Source organism: Rhodococcus sp. 5G237, from assembly GCF_053764735.1.
This window is the reverse complement of record NZ_JBSNCD010000005.1, coordinates 495,182-513,683: the sequence shown is the minus strand read 5'-3', so window position 1 is coordinate 513,683 and position 18,502 is coordinate 495,182. Positions and strand designations below refer to the sequence as shown.

Below are 18,502 nucleotides of genomic sequence, written 5' to 3'. Positions count from 1 at the left end.
ATGCGGGATTCCGGGCAAATCAGCGGTACAGTGGTCGATGGTTCAGCATGACCTGTCCTCGACCGGCGGGGAACGCGCCACTACGGTGCGGACCTGTGTCGGATGTCGGCAGCGAACGCTGGCTGCCGAACTGCTCCGGGTGGTGGCGCGCGAGAAGGAACCGTCAGGTTTCGCCGTGATTCCCGATCCCCGACGCAGGCTTCCCGGGCGAGGTGCTTGGTTGCATCCCACTTCGGAATGTCTGGGCCTGGCGGTTCGGCGTCGAGCATTCGGCAGGGCACTGCGCGTGACCGGACAACCGGACACCACAGCGCTGGATCAGCTGGTCGGGTCCACGGAACAGTGATCACGGACGCATCGAATCGGCTTCGGCCGGGTAGACGGACGTGGGAACGACGACGAGGAACACCAACAGTGACATCGCACTCTGAGAAGAACAGGCACGAACACTCATGAGCACACCGTGAAGCACCAGCGATGAACGTCCATCGGAGATAACCCGAGGTCGTGCGGGCAGTCGGCCGCTCGACCTCATCAGTGAGGAGAGCAGTGGCAGGCAAGGCCCGCGTGCACGAGTTGGCGAAAGAACTCGGTGTCACCAGCAAGGAACTACTCGCACGCCTGAAGGAACAGGGCGAGTTCGTCAAGTCCGCGTCGTCGACCGTCGAACCGCCGGTCGCGCGTCGACTGCGCGAATCGTTCGGTAAGACCGAAGGCGATGCAGCCGCGAAGGCTGCACCCACCCCCGCACCGAAGCCCGGTGCTCCCCGGCCGGGTCCCCGGCCCACCCCTGCGAGCCCGGCCCCCGCGGCCGAGACCGCACGTCCGAAGCCCGGCGCACCGAAGCCGGCCGCTCCCAAGCCCGCTCCGGCACCGGAGAAGCCCGCGGCTCCCGCGCCGCAGGCCCCTGCTGCCCAGGCGGCTCCGCAGGCCCCGGCTGCTCAGGCTCCCGGCGCGACGCCGCAGGCTCCCGCGGCCAAGCCCGGCCCCAAGCCGGCCGGTCCGCGTCCGGGCCCGAAGACCCCGCGCGTCGGTAACAACCCGTACTCCTCGGCTCCGGCCGAGCGTCCCGCTCCGCGTCCGGGTGCCCCGCGCCCCGGCCCGGGCGGACCGCGTCCGACTCCCGGCCAGGGCGGCCCCCGCCCCACGCCCGGACAGGGACGTCCCGCAGCAGGCCCCGGTGGCCCGCGTCCCGGACCCGGCCAGGCCGGTCCGCGTCCGGCTCCCGGTCAGGGCGGACCCCGTCCGTCCCCGGGTTCGATGCCCCCGCGTCCCAACCCCGGTGCGATGCCGCAGCGTGCTGCGCGTCCGGCCGCATCCGGTCGTCCGGGTCGTCCGGGCGGAGCTCCCGGTGGACGTCCCGGTGGTGGCGGCGGCGGTTACCGCGGTGGCGGCGCCGGTGGTGGCGCACCCGCAGGTGCAGGCGCTCCCGGTGGTTTCCGCGGTCGCCCCGGTGGCGGCGGCGGTGGACGCGGTCGCGGCGGTGCAGCCGGCGCGTTCGGTCGTCCCGGTGGCGCTCCGCGTCGTGGTCGCAAGTCGAAGCGGCAGAAGCGGCAGGAATACGATTCGATGCAGGCGCCGTCGGTCGGCGGCGTGCGGTTGCCGCGTGGCAACGGCGAGACCATCCGTCTCGCTCGCGGCGCATCGCTGTCCGACTTCGCCGAGAAGATCGACGCGAACCCGTCGGCCCTGGTGCAGGCGCTGTTCAACCTCGGTGAGATGGTCACGGCCACTCAGTCGGTGAACGACGACATCCTCGAGCTGCTCGGCTCGGAGATGAACTACGTCGTGCAGGTCGTCTCGCCCGAGGACGAGGACCGCGAGCTGCTCGAGTCGTTCGACATCCAGTACGGCGAGGACGAGGGCGGCGAGGAAGACCTCCGTCAGCGTCCGCCGGTGGTCACCGTCATGGGTCACGTCGACCACGGCAAGACCCGTCTGCTCGACACGATCCGCAAGGAGAACGTCGGCGAGGGCGAGGCCGGTGGCATCACCCAGCACATCGGTGCCTACCAGGTGATGACGCACCTCAACGGTGAAGATCGCCTGATCACCTTCATCGACACCCCGGGTCACGAGGCGTTCACCGCCATGCGTGCCCGCGGCGCGAAGTCGACGGACATCGCGATCCTCGTGGTCGCAGCCGACGATGGCGTCATGCCGCAGACGGTGGAGGCGATCAACCACGCGCAGGCCGCCGATGTCCCGATCGTGGTCGCGGTGAACAAGATCGACAAGGAGGGTGCGAACCCTCAGAAGATCCGTCAGCAGCTCACCGAGTACGGGCTGGTCGCGGAGGAGTACGGCGGCGACACCATGTTCGTCGACATCTCCGCGAAGCAGAACCTCAACATCGACCAGCTGCTCGAAGCGGTGCTGCTCACCGCCGACGCAGCGCTCGATCTGCGGGCCAACCCGGACATGGAGGCGCAGGGCGTCGCCATCGAGGCGCACCTCGACCGCGGTCGCGGTCCGGTGGCCACGGTGCTCATCCAGCGCGGCACCCTGCGCGTCGGCGACTCGATCGTCGCCGGCGACGCCTACGGCCGCGTGCGTCGCATGGTCGACGAGCACGGCGAGGACGTGCTCGAGGCACTGCCGTCGCGTCCGGTCCAGGTCGTCGGCTTCACGTCGGTGCCCGGCGCCGGCGACAACCTGGTCGTCGTCGAAGAGGACCGCATCGCGCGTCAGATCGCCGACCGGCGTAATGCCCGCAAGCGCAACGCGCTCGCAGCACGCAGCCGCAAGCGCATCAGCCTCGAGGACCTCGATGCCGCTCTCAAGGAGCACAACGAGCTCAACCTCATCCTCAAGGGCGACAACTCGGGTACCGTCGAGGCCCTCGAAGAGGCGCTCATGGGTATCGAGATCGACGACGAGGTGCGTCTGCGTGTCATCGACCGCGGTGTCGGTGGCGTCACCGAGACCAACGTCAACCTCGCTGCCGCGTCGAACGCCGTGATCATCGGCTTCAACGTCCGCGCCGAGGGCAAGGCCACGGAGCTCGCGAACCGCGAGGGCGTCGACATCCGCTACTACTCGGTCATCTACCAGGCGATCGACGAGGTGGAGAAGGCCCTCAAGGGCATGCTCAAGCCGATCTACGAGGAGGTCGAGCTCGGCCGCGCCGAGATCCGCGCGATCTTCAAGTCGTCGAAGGTCGGCAACATCGCGGGTTGCCTCGTGCAGTCCGGCATCGTCAAGCGCAACGCGAAGGCCCGCCTCATCCGCGACAGCAACGTCGTGGCCGAGACGGTCACCATCTCGTCGCTGCGCCGCGAGAAGGACGACGTCACCGAGGTCCGCGAGGGCTTCGAGTGCGGTTTGACGATCACCTACTCCGACATCAAGGTCGGCGACGTGATCGAGGCGTACGAGTTGCGCGAGAAGCCGCGCGACTGATCCACCCGCACCCGTGGCGGTGAACGATTCGTCGTTCGCCGCCACGGGTGTGTCGGGACGCCCGACCCTGGCCGGCACGGAGTCGACCGGGCGGCCGACCGGACGGTCCTCGAGGGGAGAAGCGGATGTATCTGGGAGCACTCGAACTCGACCTGCTGCTCGGCGACGTGCATTCGCTCAAACAGAAGAGATCGGCGATCCGTCCGGTGGTCGCAGAACTGCGCCGGCTCGGGGTGTCCGCCGCCGAAACCGGGGAACACGATCTGTACCGCCGGGCGCAGGTGGGTGTGGCGGTCGTCGCCCCCGACCTCGCGCACGTCGGAGAGATACTGGACAAGTGTGAGCGGCTGGTCGCCCAGCGGCCCGAACTCGACCTGCTGTCGGTCAGACGCAGGCTGTACGGGCCCGAGGACTGATCCCGGCCGCACGACGGGCCGCCTGCCGGCGGCCACAGAAGGGAACGAACGACATGGCCGATCCAGCACGGGCCCGCCGACTCGCGAAGCGCATCGCCACCATCGTGGCCACCGCCATCGACCTCGAGATCAAGGATCCGCGGCTCGAGTTCGTGACGATCACCGACGCGAAGGTCACCGCGGATCTGCACGACGCCACCGTCTACTACACGGTCCGCGGCGCGGATCTGAACACCGAACCCGATCACGAGGCCGCTGCTGCCGGCCTCGAGAAGGCCAAGGGCGTGCTCCGCTCGAAGGTGGGCGCCGGCACCGGTGTGCGGTTCACCCCGACGCTGACGTTCGTCACCGACACCGTGCCCGACACGGCACGACACATGGAGGAACTCCTCGCGCGTGCTCGCGCGGCCGACGACGAGGTCGCACGCGCCCGTGAGGGTGCCGTTCCAGCCGGCGATGCCGATCCCTACAAAGAACCCCGTGAGCGCGACGCCGGTGACGACGACGAATAACGCACCGGTGCCCGACCAGACTCCTCCGATGGTCCCGTCGCATCGCGACGATGCCGGCGTCCCGTCCGGCCCGGCAGGATCCGTCGACCTGCACGGTGCCGCCGCACTGCTCGACGCGGCGGCCACCGTGACGGTGCTGTGCCACATCAACCCCGACGCCGACACCCTCGGCAGCGGGCTCGCCCTAGGACTCGCGCTCGAGCGACGCGGTGTCGCCGTGCAGGTCGCGTTCGGTTCGCCCGCGGACATGCCGGACTCGATGCGGTCGCTGCCGGGGGCACACCTGGTCACGCCGGTCGCGGAGGTGCGCCGCGAGGCCGATCTCGTGGTGACCGTCGACTGCGGTACCGCGGGCCGTCTCGGTGTCCTGCGCGACCGTCTGAAGACCGCACCGAACGTCCTGGTGATCGACCACCATCTGTCCAACACGCGGTTCGGCACCCACAACCTCGTCGATCCGGAGTCCGAGGCCACCGCGATGGTGCTCGCCGACCTCTTCGACGTGTGGGGTGTCGAGATCGACGCCGCACTCGCGCACTGCCTGTACGCGGGACTGGTGACCGACACCGGATCTTTCCGGTGGGGTCGCCCGCAGGCCCACGGACTCGCCGAGCGACTGCTCGCCACCGGGATCGACGGCACGTCGATCACGCGGGCCCTGCTCGACACCCATCCCTTCGGATGGTTGCCGATGCTGTCGTCGGTGCTGGCGACCGCCACGCTCGAACGCGACGCTGCGCAGGGCAGGGGACTGGTCTACGCCTTCGTCCGGCGCGCCGACTCCGCGCATCTCGGTCCGGAGGAGGTCGAGAGCGTCATCGACATCGTGCGCACCACCGCCGAGGCCGAGGTCGCCGCGGTGTTCAAGGAGGTCGCTCCCGAGGAGTGGACCGTCTCGCTGCGCGCGAAGACCTCGGTGGACGTGTCCGCCGTCGCCACCGCACTCGGCGGCGGAGGACACCGCCTGGCGGCGGGATACACCGCCCACGGCGACACCGATCGGATCGTCGCCGCCCTACGCGGCGTGCTCGGTTGACTGCGTCCGGCGGGTCGCCCGCCTCCGAGACGCCCGGCGGCTCACGCGCCTCGGATACACCCGGCGACTCACGCGCCTCTGAGACGCCCGGCGGCTCACGCGCCTCTGAGACGCCCGGCGGCTCACGCGCCTCGGACGTCACCGGACGGCGGATCCTCGGGCTCGCCCTTCCCGCCCTCGGGGTGCTCGCGGCGGAACCGCTCTACCTGCTGTTCGACATCGCCGTCGTCGGCCGGCTCGGGGCGCTGCCCCTGGCCGGTCTCGCGATCGGGGGGTTGATCCTCGCGCAGGTGAGCACCCAGCTCACCTTCCTGTCGTACGGCACCACCGCGCGCGCGGCGCGTTTCCACGGCGCGGACCGGCACGACGACGCCGTCGGCGAGGGCGTGCAGGCGACCTGGCTCGCGATGATCGTCGGACTGGCGATCCTGCTCGTCGGCCAGGCACTGGCCGGTCCCGTCGCGCGGCTGCTCGCCGGCGATGCCGAGATCGCCGACGCCGCCGTCTCGTGGCTGCGGGTCGCGCTGTTCGGGGCACCCTTGATCCTCGTCGGCCTGGCCGGGAACGGCTGGATGCGCGGCGTCCAGGACACGATCCGGCCGCTGCGATTCGTCATTGTCGGTCTCGCCCTGTCGGCAGTGCTGTGCCCGGTACTGGTCCACGGTCTGCTGGGTGCTCCCCGGTGGGAGCTGGTCGGTTCCGCCGTCGCCAACGTGATCGGGCAGTCCGTGACGGCCGTCCTGTTCGTGGTGGCGCTGCTGCGGTCCGGGGTTCCGCTTCGGCCGCGACCCGCCGTGATCGGGGCGCAGTTGCGGCTCGGACGCGATCTGATCGCCCGCAGCCTCGCGTTCCAGGCCTGCTTCCTGTCCGCGGCGGCAGTGGCGTCGCGCTTCGGTGCGGCCGCGGTGGCCGGTCATCAGGTCGTGCTGCAACTGTGGAACTTCGTGACCCTCACCCTGGACTCGCTGGCGATCGCCGCGCAGGCCCTCGTCGGCGCAGCGCTCGGTGCGGCCGATCGGCGGGGCGCGACGCGCCTGGCGTGGCGGTTGTCGGCCTGGTCGGCGGTCTTCGCCGTCGTCCTCGCGGTGGTCTTCGTCGTCGGGAAGGACGTGATCCCGGGTCTGTTCACCACCGACACCGAGGTGCTCGATCAGATCGGCGTGGCGTGGTGGTTCTTCGTCGCGATCATGCCGCTCGCAGGAATCGTGTTCGCACTCGACGGTGTTCTCCTCGGTGCCGGGGACGCGGCGTTCCTGCGGACCGCGACGCTGGCCTCGGCGTTGTTCGGCTTCCTGCCGTTGATCTGGTTGTCGCTCGCGTACGACTGGGGTCTGGCGGGTATCTGGACGGGGCTTACGGTGTTCATCGTGTTCCGGATGATCGCCGTCGTATGGCGCACGCTCTCGGGACGATGGGCGGTGACGGGCGCGGACCGGCAGGTGCGTGTCCAGGACGAGTCGGGAGGTTAGTGCGTGGCAGCGAAGCTGTGGGCGATCAGCGACATCCATGTGGGCCATCGGGGCAACCGGCCGGTCACCGAGGATCTGTATCCCGAGTCGCCCGACGACTGGTTGATCGTCGCGGGCGACGTGTCGGAGAAGACCGACGACATCCGGTGGGCGCTGTCGCTGCTCCGCAGCCGGTTCGCGAAGGTGATCTGGGTGCCCGGCAACCACGAACTGTGGACCACCGCCAAGGATCCGGTGCAGATGTTCGGGGTCGCGCGCTACGACTACCTCGTGACGATGTGCCGCGAACTCGACGTGCTCACCCCCGAGGATCCGTATCCGATCTGGGAGGGCGAGGACGGGCCCGTGGTGCTCGTGCCGATGTTCCTGCTCTACGACTACTCGTTCCTGCCGGAGGGCACCACGACGAAGGCGGACGGTCTCGCTCTCGCGCGCGAACGCAACGTCGTCGCGACCGACGAATTCCTGCTGAAGCCGGATCCGTACATCACGCGCGACACCTGGTGCCGGGTACGTGTGGAGCAGACCCGAGCCCGTCTCGACGCGCTCGATCCCGCGCTGCCCACCGTGCTGATCAACCACTTCCCGCTGGTGCGCGAACCCACGCGGATGCTGTTCTACCCCGAGTTCGCGCTGTGGTGCGGCACCACCGAGACGGCCGACTGGCACCTGCGCTACCGGGCGCTGTGCAGCGTCTACGGCCACCTGCACATCCCGCGGACCACCTACTACGACGGGGTGCGCTTCGAGGAGGTCTCGGTCGGCTACCCGCGCGAATGGCAGCGACGCGGCATGCCGGAGCAGCCCCTGCGGCAGATCCTCCCCGTCCCGGAGTATCCGCCGGGCAGCCTGAACAAGTGGGGCGGTCACTTCACGGTGACCCCCGAGATGGAAGCCGAGGCCGAGAAGATGCGGGCTCAACGAGAGAAGGAGTTGCGGTGACCGAACCGGACACCGGGCAGAAGACGGACACGCGCGGCGCGCTGATCGGGCGCATCGTGCCGGACGGCGTCGCTGCAGCCGAGTTGTTCGAGGACCCACCGGGACTGCGGCCGCATCCCCAGGAGGAGCCGCTCGTGGCGCGGGCCGTGGAGAAGCGGCGCCGCGAGTTCGCCGGTGCCCGTCACTGCGCCCGCCAGGCCATGCGCACCCTCGGCGTCGACCCCGCGCCGGTACTGCGCGGAGAGAAGGGCGATCCCGTCTGGCCGCGCGGCGTCGTCGGCAGCCTCACCCACTGTGACGGCTATCGCGGTGCGGTGCTGGGTTATTCGCTGCAGATCCGTTCGCTCGGCATCGACGCCGAACCGCACGACGTGCTCCCCGACGGGGTGCTGCCCGCGGTGAGCCTCGAACCCGAACGCGAGTGGCTCGCCTCGGCCGGCGACGACCTGCACTGGGACCGTCTGCTGTTCTGCGCCAAGGAGGCCACCTACAAGGCGTGGTTCCCGCTGACGAAGAGGTGGCTGGGCTTCGAGGACGCCCACATCACCTTCGAGCGCGACACCACCTCGGACGCGGTCACCGGCACCTTCCATTCGCGACTGCTCGTCCCCGGCGACACCCTCGACGGGCAGCCGTTGACGGGCTTCGACGGACGGTGGCTCGTCGCCGACGGTCTCGTCCTCACCGCGATCACGGTGCGCTGATGAACGACACCGTACCCCCGCAGGAACATCCGGCACTCGCCCGCGCGGGCCTGCTCGTCGTCGACAAGCCCGCCGGCATGACGAGCCACGACGTGGTGGCGCGCTGCCGCCGACTGCTCGGCACCCGCAAGGTCGGGCATGCGGGCACCCTCGACCCCATGGCGACGGGTGTGCTCGTCCTCGGCGTCGAGCGCGCCACGAAGCTGCTCGGGCTGCTCGCACTGACGACCAAGTCGTACACCGCGACGATCCGTCTCGGGCAGAGCACCGTCACCGACGACGCGGAGGGCGAGACCGTCGCGACCACCGATGCGACGCACGTGACCGACGAGCAGATCGGCGAAGGCGTGGCCGCGTTGACAGGCGACATCCAGCAGGTGCCCGCCAGCGTCAGCGCCATCAAGATCGACGGCAAGCGCGCCTATGCCCGCATGCGCGAGGGGGAGGCGGTCGAGTTGAAGGCCCGGCCGGTCACCGTCTCGCGGTTCGACGTCCTCGCCCGCCGCGATGTGCCCGAGAGCGGCTTCGTGGACGTCGACGTCGACGTGGACTGCTCGTCCGGCACCTACATCCGGGCGCTCGCACGCGATCTCGGCGCGGCGCTCGGAGTGGGCGGTCATCTCACGGCGCTGCGTCGCACGAAGGTCGGCCCGTTCGGCCTCGAGCACGCCCGCACGCTCGAACAACTCGCCGACGACCCGACGCCGAGCCTCGACATCGACGCGGCCGTGCGCACGGCCTTCGAGTGCCGCACCATCAGCGACGAGGAGGCGGGACTGCTCGCGAACGGCCGCTGGCTCGAGCCCGTCGGGATCCACGGGGTCTACGGCGCCGTGGATGCACAGGGTCGGGCCGCGGCGCTGCTGCAGGAGAAGGGCAAGCGGGCCGCGGCGGTGTTCGTGGTGCGGCCCTCCAACATGTGAGCCGGCTCAGACGAGCCAGATCGCTTCCGCTGCCGGGTGACCGAGATCGATCGTGCGGCCCTCGGTCGGGCCCAGCCGGACCGAGATGGTTCCGGCGAAGTCGCGACGTTCGAGCACGGTGATGTCGGTGTCGAGGGCGATCCCCACCTCGTCGAAGTAGCGCAGCATCGCGGGGTCGGAGTCGGAGATGCGGGCCACGCGGCCGTGGTCGCCGTCGTTGAACTCGCTCAGGGCGCGGGCCGGAGGTGACGGGATCGTGCCGTCGGGCGCGGGGATCGGGTCGCCGTGCGGGTCGCGTTCGGGATGACCGAGTTTGGTGTCGATCGCCGCGACCATCCGTTCGGAGACGGCGTGCTCGAGGATCTCGGCCTCGTCGTGCACCTCGTCCCACCCGTAGCCGAGCTCGCGGACCAGGAAGGTCTCGATGAGGCGGTGGCGCCGGACCATCGCCACCGCGGCCTGCCGGCCCTCGTCGGTGAGGGAGATCGCGCCGTAGCGCTCGTGGTCGACGAGCCCCTGGTCCGCGAGACGGCGCACCGCTTCGGACACGGTGGACGCCGACACGCCCAGCTTCTCGGCGAGCAGCTTGGTGGAGATCTTCTCCCCGGACCACTCCTGGACCGTCCACATGATCTTGAGATAGTCCTGTGCGACCGAGGACAGCATCTCGGTCGCGGTGGTCTCGTTACTCTCAGGCACGCGTCCAGCTTAGGTAACCATCACCCGGGAATCACGCTCTCCGTCGTCTCGCTCGTTCTTTCGCCCTCCGGCGCGCGGCGACGCATCACGAGCCGGGTGACGACACCCTGACGCGGCGCGAACAGGTACGCGAGAGTGAAGACCACGGCCTGGGCGAGCACAACGACGCCGCCGGTCGCGGCGTCGGTGTAATAGCTCGTGTACACACCGACCACCGACGCGATCACCGCGAGTACCGGTGCGATCACCAGCATCCGGGCCATCCGGTCGGTGAGCAGATAGGCCGTCGCGCCCGGGATGATGAGCATCGCGACGACCAGGATCACGCCGACCGCCTGCAGCGCGCTGACGATCGTCACCGCGAGCAGCGACAACAGCAACGCCGACAGCGCGGCGGGGGACAGGCCGAGGGTGTGCGCCTGGACGCGGTCGAAGGCGAACAGCGTCAGATCGCGGCGCTTCGCGACGAGGACGGCCAGCACGACGGCCGCCAGGATCGACACCTGCCAGACGTCGCCCGTCGCGAGCCCGAGCAGGTTTCCGAACAGCACGTGGTGCAGGTCGATCTGGCTCGGGTTCTTCGAGATCAGCACCACGCCCAGGGCGAACAGTGTCGTGAAGACGATGCCGATGGTGGCGTCCTCCTTGACGCGGCTCGTGCCGCGGACGAGCCAGATCAACGCGACGGCGATGCCGGCGAAGACGAGGGCTCCGAGCGCGAACGGCACCCCCACCAGATAGGCGAGGACGACACCGGGCAGTACGGCGTGCGAGACCGCGTCGCCCATCAGCGACCAGCCGATGAGCACGAGCCAGCAGCTGAGCAGCGCGCACACGATCGTCGCGGCGACCGCGACGAGCAGCGCGCGCTGCATGAAGCCGTACTGCAGGGGTTCGATCAGCACGTCGATCATCGTCCGGCCTCCTGTGCGTAGGTCTCCCGCGCGACGTCCTCGGCTCGTCCACCGTTCGCCGGTGGGGGAGCGCCGAAGGCGCGGGCGAGGTTCTCCGGGAGGAGGATCTCCTCGGGGGAGCCGTGCACGAGCACGCGTCGCTGCAGCAGCACCGCTTCGTCGCACAGTTGTGCCAGACCCGCGAGATCGTGGGTGGCGACGAGGATCGTGTGACCGCTCGCCGCCAGTTCGCGGATGACGGCGGTCAGCGCGTGCTCGGTGGTGGTGTCGACCCCCGCGAACGGCTCGTCGAGCAGCAGCAACGGCGAGCCCTGCGCGATCGCCCGTGCCACGAAGACACGCTTGCGCTGGCCGCCCGAGAGCTGCCCGATCTGCCGGCCGGACAGCGCGGTCATGCCGACCCGGTCGAGCGCGGCGTCGACGGCCTCGTGGTCGGCGGCGCGCGGGCGGCGCAGGAAGCCCTGGTGGCCGTAGCGGCCCGTCATGACGACGTCGCGCACGCCGATCGGGAAGTTCCAGTCGACTGCCTCGGACTGCGGCACGTAGGCGACCTGTGTGCGACGACGCGCCACGGCGGTGGTCGTCCCGCCGATGGTGACGCGACCCGAGGTGGGTCGCACGAGGCCCATGATCGTCTTGAACAGCGTCGACTTGCCCGAACCGTTGGTTCCCACGAGTCCGCAGACACGGCCCGGTGCGAGCTTCAGAGTGACGTTCTGCAGGGCCAGGACGGTGTCGTAGCGCACCGTCACGTCGTCGACGAACAGTGCCGGTGTGTCGAGTGTCGAAGTCATGGCCTCAGTCCCGTCGTGATGACGTCGATGTCGTGTCGGAGCAGATCGAGGTAGGTGGGGACGGGGCCGTCCGCCTCGGAGAGCGAGTCGACGTAGAGGATTCCGCCGAATTCCGTTCCGGTATCGGCCGCGACCTGCCGTTGCGCCTTGTCCGAGACGGTCGATTCGCAGAACACCGCCGGCACCTCGTTGGTGCGCACGAAGTCGACGGTCCGGGCGATCTGCTGGGGGGTGCCCTGCTGGTCGGAGTTCACCGGCCACAGATAGGCCTCCTGCAGCCCGGCATCCCGAGCGAGATAGCTGAACGCGCCTTCACAGGTGACGAGTGCGCGCCGGTTGGCAGGGATGCCGTCGAGGGCGGTGACGAGTTCGGTGTGGAGAGCGTCGAGTTCGGCCTTGTACGCCTCGGCGCGGGCCGCGAAGTCGTCCGCGTGCTCGGGGGCGAGGTCGGCCAGTGCCGCGGTGATGTTGTCGACGTAGACGCGGGCGGCGAGTGGGGACATCCAGGCGTGGGGGTTGTAGGGGCCCGTCATCGCGCCCTCACCGATCGGCAGTGGGTCCACACCGTCGCTCACGACCACGTGCTCGGCGTCGACGTCGGCGACGAACTGTTCGAACCACCGTTCGAGACCGAGTCCGTTGTCGAGGACGAGGTCGGCCTCGGTCGCGAACCGCAGGTCGCCCGGGGTGGGCTCGTAGCCGTGGACCTCGGCGCCGGGCTTGGTGATGGACTCGACCCGCACGTGATCGCCGCCGACGTTGCGTGCCATGTCGGCGAGAACGGTGAAGGTGGTCAGGACCAGGGGCCGATCGTCGGCGGAACCGGTGGTCGAACACGCCGCGAGGGCGGCGGCGCAGGCCGTGGCCGCGAGGGCGGCGATCATGCGACCGGCACGGGAACGTACGGACTGTGTTCTGCGGGCTCTCGGCGAAAAGTTCGGCACACCGAAATTATGCATTCGCCGAGCCGTCACCGTCATGTGGGGCGCGCCGGGAGCCATCCGGGCGTGCCCGACCCGCTCACGGGCCGTAGGCTGCCGATGTGCAGAGATGGCGAGGTCTGGACGAAATTCCTGCGGACTGGGGTCGGTGTGTACTCACGATCGGCGTGTTCGACGGTGTACACCGCGGCCATCAGCAGCTCATAGCGCGTGCCGTCGAGGCCGCGCGGGCACGCGGTGTGGCCGCCGTGCTCATGACCTTCGATCCCCACCCCATGGAAGTGGTCCGTCCGGGCAGCCACCCGGCGCAGCTGACCACCCTCGCGCGACGCGCCGAGCTCGCCGAGGAACTCGGTATCGACGTCTTCTGCGTCATGCCGTTCACCCCGGAATTCATGAAGCTCTCACCGGAGCGGTACGCCCACGAGATCCTCGTCGAGCGACTGCACGTGGCCGAGGTGGTCGTGGGGGAGAACTTCACCTTCGGGAAGAAGGCGGCCGGCACCGTCGACATGTTGCGCTCGATCGGTGAGCGCTTCGGGTTCGCGGTGCAGGGGCTCACGCTGGTCGCCGAGCACGCCGTGACGTTCTCGTCGACCTACATCCGTTCGTGCGTCGACGCCGGGGACGTCGTCGCTGCCGCGGACGCACTCGGGCGCCCGCACCGGGTCGAGGGCGTGGTCGTGCACGGCGACGGCCGCGGTCGCGGACTCGGATTCCCGACCGCCAACGTCGCACCGCCGATCTACGCGGCGATCCCCGCCGACGGCGTGTACGCGGCCTGGTTCACGGTGCTCGACTCCGGTTCGCCCGTCGAGGGACTCACGGCCGGTCAGCGTTACCTTGCGGCCGTGTCGGTGGGCACCAATCCGACCTTCTCCGGACGCAAGCGCACGGTCGAGGCGTTCGTCCTCGACGAGAAGGCCGATCTCTACGGCCAGCACGTGGCGGTCGACTTCGTCGAGCGGCTGCGGGGCATGGAGAAGTTCGATTCGGTCGAGGCGCTCATCTCCGCGATGCACCGCGACGCCGACCGAGCGCGAGAGGTTCTCACGAAGACTCCCCAGTGACACCGACTACCGAGTGACACCGACTACCGAGTGACACCGACTACCGAGTGACACCGACTACCGAGTGACGTGGGTGTCCGTCGACCGTCCGGTGTCGTCCGAACGAACGAAACTGCGAGTTCGGTACGAAAAAGGTCTTGTCCGCCGTCACAATCGGCTACATGTTTTTTCGAGAGTGGAGGTCCGCGCGCCTTTCGTGGGTCGATGCGGGTAACTACTTTCAGTCGATCCCGGGACGGCCCACCGATTGGTGGTCGTTCGCCGTGTTCTCGGAGGACCGGGGAAATACCCCGGACCGCGGGTCGATTCTGTCGTTCTTCGACTCCCGGATGCACCTGGTCAGCGCTCTGGCACGTCGGATCGCCGACGCGCCGGGCTCACTGGACTATCCCTACTGGGTGAAGGCCGACCTCGCCGTCGACGACGTGGTCACCGTCCACGACGCGCGCAGTTCCACCTTCGAGGACTGGCTCGGGTCGGTGGCGCGACTGTCCGCCGACGGCGTCGACGCCGCCCGGTGCCCGTGGCAGGTGCACGTCTTCCCGGGCGTCCCCGATCCGGACGAGCCCGGCGCTACCGTCACCGTCGCCGCGATCCAGGCGAGCCATGCCATGCTCGTCGGTTCCTCCGCCCGGGGGCTCCTCGAAGCCCTGTTCGGTGAGGAGGGCCGGCCGCTGGAGGTCGACGGTCTCGCGCCGCCCGCCGGCACGACCCATCCCGTCGCGGCCACGACGCACGGCATCGCCCGTCTCGCGATCTGGCCGGTCGTCGCGCTCGGCGGGCTCGTGCGGGCACATCTGGAGGCGCGTCGTCGCCGTCAGGATCCGCTGCCCGGAACGGTAAGCGCGGATCCCGCCCCGGACAGGACTCCCGTCGTGCAGACGAACCGCCGGGTCATCCGCATCCTGCGGCCCGACCTGTCGGCGCTGGCCGGACGATCGTGGACGGTGACCGCCCTCGGGCTGACGGCGGTGTCGCTCGCGATGGAGCGCTATTACCGCGAGCGCGGGGAGGATCTGCCCTCGGAGTACGCGGCGGTGCCCGTGGCGCTCGGCGAGTCGGCGGCCGGGCTCGGGGTGAATCGCGTCGCGGGCGGTCTGGTGCCCCTGCACGTCGAGATCCCCGAGCCTGCGCAGCGCGCGGCGACGATCGCCGACTCCCTCGCGCGTGAACGGGCCCGCGTCGACTCGGCGGAGAGCATCGACGCGATGCACCGCACGGGCGCCGCGCCCTATCCGGTCTTCCGGCGTGTCTCCCGCGCGCTGGCGCACGCGCTCGCGTCCGGAGCGGTCCCTGGCGTCGCGACGGCGCTCAGCAGCGTCAACTGCGGTGCGGACGCGCGGTGGTCGGTGCCGTGGGGGCACCTGAAGTTCATTGCCGGTGTGCAGGCCCTCGTGCCGCGTGTCGACTTCATGCACACCTTCGCGCGGGCGGGGGATGCGTTCGCGGTCACCGTCCTGGCCCCGGCACGGGACGACAACCGTCCCGACCGCGACATCGACCGGTACGTCGAGCTGCTCGATCAGGGTTTCGCCGAGGTGTCGGCCGCGGTGGGCCGCGCGGGTGCCGGCCGGCGTTGAATCCTGATCGTGGTTCGGCGGCGGAAGCCGGCTCTGATAGGCTGGACCGTCGGTGCGCGCTGCGGTTCGCGGTGGCCGTACCGGGCGGACTTCGGTCCGTCTACCGTCACGCGGACGTCAGTTGTACAGGAGTGACCCAGTGGCTCTGACCACCGAACAGAAGAAGCAGATCCTCGGCGAGTACGGCCTCCACGAGACCGACACCGGTTCCCCCGAGGCGCAGGTGGCACTGCTCACCAAGCGCATCGTGGACCTCACCGAGCACCTCAAGCAGCACAAGCACGACCACCACTCCCGCCGCGGCCTTCTGCTGCTGGTCGGTCGTCGTCGCCGCCTGCTGAAGTACGTCGAGAAGGTCGACGTCGAGCGTTACCGCTCGCTCATCCAGCGTCTGGGTCTGCGTCGCTGACGCGGACACGACACGACCTGATCTGCATTCGCTGATCTTTTCCGGCAGCCGACGGGGTACCCACTACACTGGGCCTCGTTGGCTGTCGGTGTTTGTGCCGGTTCGGCCGGCGACTTCCATCGCCTCCAGCGGCGATGATCCGTATGCACCGACGGTGTCGGTCCTCGGTAGTGACCTTCCGGTCCCGTCGGGTGTCGTATCCCGAATCCGCCGGAGGGTTTCGATCGACGACCGCCTCCGTGAGTCGGTGCGCAGCCGTGGCCACGGGGGTCGCGGCGCCCGCGCGGGTACGGCGAAGACGAAGAGGGAAGAGAAGACATACAGATGACAAGCACTACCGCAGTCGAGATCGACGAAGGGGTCTACGAGACCACCGCGACGCTCGACAACGGTGCCTACGGCACCCGCACCATCCGTTTCGAGACCGGCCGCCTCGCACGCCAGGCCGCCGGTTCGGTCGTCGCCTATCTCGACGACGAGACCATGCTGCTCTCGGCCACCAGCGCCTCGAAGCAGCCCAAGGACCAGTTCGACTTCTTCCCGCTGACGGTGGACGTCGAGGAGCGCATGTACGCCGCGGGTCGCATCCCGGGCTCGTTCTTCCGTCGCGAGGGACGCCCCTCCACCGACGCGATCCTGACCTGCCGTCTGATCGACCGGCCGCTGCGCCCGTCCTTCGTCGACGGTCTGCGCAACGAGATCCAGGTCGTCGTCACGGTTCTGAGCCTGAACCCGAACGACCTCTACGACGTCGTCGCGATCAACGCCGCGTCGGCCTCCACCCAGCTCGCCGGCCTGCCGTTCTCCGGCCCGGTCGGTGGCGTGCGTGTCGCGCTCATCGTCTCCGACGACAACAAGTCGGGCCAGTGGGTCGCGTTCCCGACCGTCGAGCAGCTCGAGAACGCCGTCTTCGACATGGTCGTCGCCGGTCGCATCGTCGGTGGGGGAGACAACCCCGACACCGCCGACGTCGCGATCATGATGGTCGAGGCCGAGGCGACCGAGAACGTCATCGCCCTCGTCGACGGTGGCGCCCAGGCGCCCACCGAGACCGTCGTGGCCGAGGGCCTCGAGGCAGCGAAGCCGTTCATCGCCCGCCTGTGCATCGCGCAGCAGCAGCTCGCCGCTGCCTCCGCGAAGCCCACCGGCGATTTCCCGCTGTTCCCGCCCTACCAGGACGACGTCTACGCCGCGGTCGAGTCCGCTGCGTCTGAGAAGCTCGCCGAGGCGCTCACCATCGCCGGCAAGCAGGAGCGCGACGACCGCACCGACGAGATCAAGCTCGAGGTGCTCGAGCAGGTCGCTCCGAACTTCGAGGGTCGCGAGAAGGAGATCGGCGCTGCCTTCCGCTCGCTGACCAAGAAGCTCGTGCGCCAGCGCATCCTGCGCGACCAGTTCCGCATCGACGGTCGCGGTGTCACCGACATCCGTGCCCTCTCCGCCGAGGTCGCGGTCGTTCCCCGCGCCCACGGTTCGGCGCTGTTCGAGCGCGGCGAGACCCAGATCATGGGTGTCACCACGCTCGACATGGTGAAGATGGCGCAGCAGGTCGACTCGCTCGGTCCCGAGACCAGCAAGCGCTACATGCACCACTACAACTTCCCGCCGTACTCCACCGGTGAGACCGGTCGTGTGGGCTCCCCGAAGCGTCGCGAGATCGGTCACGGTGCGCTCGCCGAGCGTGCCCTGATCCCGGTGCTCCCGAGCCAGGAGGAGTTCCCCTACGCCATTCGTCAGGTCTCCGAGGCCCTGAGCTCCAACGGCTCGACGTCCATGGGTTCGGTCTGCGCCTCGACGCTGTCGATGCTCAACGCCGGTGTGCCGCTCAAGGCCCCGGTCGCCGGTATCGCCATGGGCCTGGTCTCCGACGAGGTCGAACTCGAGGACGGCACCCGCGAGACCCGCTACGTCGCCCTCACCGACATCCTCGGTGCGGAGGACGCGTTCGGCGACATGGACTTCAAGGTCGCCGGCACGAAGGACTTCGTGACCGCCCTGCAGCTCGACACCAAGCTCGACGGTATCCCGTCGCAGGTCCTCGCCGGTGCGCTCTCGCAGGCCCACGATGCTCGCGCCACGATCCTCGAGGTCATGGCCGAGGCCATCGACACGCCCGACGAGATGAGCGAGTTCGCTCCGCGTATCACCACCATCAAGGTCCCGGTGGACAAGATCGGTGAGGTCATCGGCCCCAAGGGCAAGATGATCAACTCGATCACCGAGGAGACCGGCGCCAACATCTCCATCGAAGATGACGGCACCGTCTACGTCGGTGCAGCGGACGGCCCGTCCGCGCAGGCCGCGATCGACAAGATCAACGCCATCGCCAACCCGCAGCTGCCGAAGGTCGGCGAGCGCTTCCTCGGCACCGTGGTCAAGACCACGGCGTTCGGAGCGTTCGTCTCCCTGCTCCCCGGCCGCGACGGCCTGGTGCACATCAGCAAGCTCGGCAACGGCAAGCGCATCGCCAAGGTCGAGGACGTCGTGAACGTCGGTTCGAAGATCCGCGTCGAGATCGCCGACATCGACAACCGCGGCAAGATCAGCCTCGTCCCGGTCGAGGACGAGTCGGCCGAGGCCGCTGCGACCGGCGAGAACGCCGAGTCCTGATCACCCCACCCGCCCGCCGGTTCCCGGTGGGCGTGTGAACCCCGCACCCGTGGCGCCCGACATCCGGTCGGGCACCACGGG

The 18,502-nt window shown here is 69.4% G+C and carries 17 protein-coding genes; 13 read left to right on the top strand and 4 right to left on the bottom strand.

Annotated elements, in window-relative coordinates; genetic code table 11:
- The first annotated feature begins 37 nt into the window (after positions 1–37).
- From ACWPOC_RS14710 to truB, 9 genes are all read left to right on the top strand, one after another.
- Positions 38–346: a YlxR family protein gene (locus ACWPOC_RS14710; protein ID WP_081314385.1), complete on the top strand. Its 309-nt coding sequence runs from the start codon at positions 38–40 to the stop codon at positions 344–346.
- A 203-nt stretch (positions 347–549) separates the two neighbouring features.
- Positions 550–3,402, top strand: coding sequence for a translation initiation factor IF-2 (infB, locus tag ACWPOC_RS14705; RefSeq protein ID WP_455408893.1), 2,853 nt, complete (start codon positions 550–552; stop codon positions 3,400–3,402).
- Between the two features lie 125 nt (positions 3,403–3,527).
- Complete coding sequence (locus ACWPOC_RS14700; RefSeq protein WP_006551275.1) at positions 3,528–3,818, top strand: DUF503 domain-containing protein; 291 nt, start codon at positions 3,528–3,530, stop codon at positions 3,816–3,818.
- A 53-nt stretch (positions 3,819–3,871) separates the two neighbouring features.
- The gene (gene rbfA / locus ACWPOC_RS14695) at positions 3,872–4,330 is read left to right on the top strand and encodes a 30S ribosome-binding factor RbfA (RefSeq protein WP_016693580.1); all 459 of its coding nucleotides are present in this window, start codon (positions 3,872–3,874) and stop codon (positions 4,328–4,330) included.
- Between the two features lie 28 nt (positions 4,331–4,358).
- A complete protein-coding gene (locus tag ACWPOC_RS14690) occupies positions 4,359–5,366 on the top strand; it encodes a DHH family phosphoesterase (protein WP_455408892.1) in 1,008 nt (335 codons plus the stop codon).
- A gap of 152 nt (positions 5,367–5,518) precedes the next feature.
- Positions 5,519–6,835, top strand: coding sequence for an MATE family efflux transporter (locus ACWPOC_RS14685; protein ID WP_159419257.1), 1,317 nt, complete (start codon positions 5,519–5,521; stop codon positions 6,833–6,835).
- A 3-nt stretch (positions 6,836–6,838) separates the two neighbouring features.
- On the top strand, positions 6,839–7,777 hold the full coding sequence (locus ACWPOC_RS14680) for a metallophosphoesterase family protein (RefSeq protein WP_088898241.1): 939 nt from the start codon (positions 6,839–6,841) through the stop codon (positions 7,775–7,777).
- Positions 7,778–7,818: 41 nt separating this feature from the next.
- Positions 7,819–8,481: a 4'-phosphopantetheinyl transferase Npt gene (gene npt / locus ACWPOC_RS14675; RefSeq protein WP_183070803.1), complete on the top strand. Its 663-nt coding sequence runs from the start codon at positions 7,819–7,821 to the stop codon at positions 8,479–8,481.
- On the top strand, positions 8,481–9,404 hold the full coding sequence (gene truB, locus ACWPOC_RS14670; protein WP_120282292.1) for a tRNA pseudouridine(55) synthase TruB: 924 nt from the start codon (positions 8,481–8,483) through the stop codon (positions 9,402–9,404). Before npt ends, truB begins: the two co-directional genes overlap by 1 nt.
- 6 nt (positions 9,405–9,410) lie before the next feature.
- Here truB and ACWPOC_RS14665 read toward each other — a convergent pair whose 3' ends face one another.
- Genes ACWPOC_RS14665 through ACWPOC_RS14650 form a run of 4 tightly spaced genes read right to left on the bottom strand, consistent with a single transcriptional unit; the run spans position 9,411 to position 12,695 of the window.
- On the bottom strand, positions 9,411–10,103 hold the full coding sequence (locus ACWPOC_RS14665) for a metal-dependent transcriptional regulator (RefSeq protein ID WP_120282293.1): 693 nt from the start codon (positions 10,101–10,103) through the stop codon (positions 9,411–9,413).
- A 20-nt stretch (positions 10,104–10,123) separates the two neighbouring features.
- Complete coding sequence (locus tag ACWPOC_RS14660; protein ID WP_120282294.1) at positions 10,124–11,017, bottom strand: metal ABC transporter permease; 894 nt, start codon at positions 11,015–11,017, stop codon at positions 10,124–10,126.
- Positions 11,014–11,811, bottom strand: a complete 798-nt coding sequence (locus ACWPOC_RS14655; protein WP_120282295.1) for a metal ABC transporter ATP-binding protein — start codon at positions 11,809–11,811, stop codon at positions 11,014–11,016. Before ACWPOC_RS14655 ends, ACWPOC_RS14660 begins: the two co-directional genes overlap by 4 nt.
- Complete coding sequence (locus ACWPOC_RS14650; RefSeq protein WP_059381219.1) at positions 11,808–12,695, bottom strand: metal ABC transporter substrate-binding protein; 888 nt, start codon at positions 12,693–12,695, stop codon at positions 11,808–11,810. Before ACWPOC_RS14650 ends, ACWPOC_RS14655 begins: the two co-directional genes overlap by 4 nt.
- Before the next feature lie 158 nt (positions 12,696–12,853).
- On the opposite strand from ACWPOC_RS14650, the gene ACWPOC_RS14645 reads away from it, so the two are divergent.
- From ACWPOC_RS14645 to ACWPOC_RS14630, 4 genes are all read left to right on the top strand, one after another.
- Positions 12,854–13,822, top strand: a complete 969-nt coding sequence (locus ACWPOC_RS14645) for a bifunctional riboflavin kinase/FAD synthetase (protein WP_080968160.1) — start codon at positions 12,854–12,856, stop codon at positions 13,820–13,822.
- A 161-nt stretch (positions 13,823–13,983) separates the two neighbouring features.
- Positions 13,984–15,402, top strand: a complete 1,419-nt coding sequence (locus tag ACWPOC_RS14640; protein WP_455408891.1) for a wax ester/triacylglycerol synthase domain-containing protein — start codon at positions 13,984–13,986, stop codon at positions 15,400–15,402.
- Between the two features lie 139 nt (positions 15,403–15,541).
- On the top strand, positions 15,542–15,811 hold the full coding sequence (rpsO, locus tag ACWPOC_RS14635) for a 30S ribosomal protein S15 (protein WP_006551263.1): 270 nt from the start codon (positions 15,542–15,544) through the stop codon (positions 15,809–15,811).
- A gap of 324 nt (positions 15,812–16,135) precedes the next feature.
- Positions 16,136–18,421, top strand: a complete 2,286-nt coding sequence (locus tag ACWPOC_RS14630) for a polyribonucleotide nucleotidyltransferase (protein ID WP_120282297.1) — start codon at positions 16,136–16,138, stop codon at positions 18,419–18,421.
- Positions 18,422–18,502: the final 81 nt, after the last annotated feature.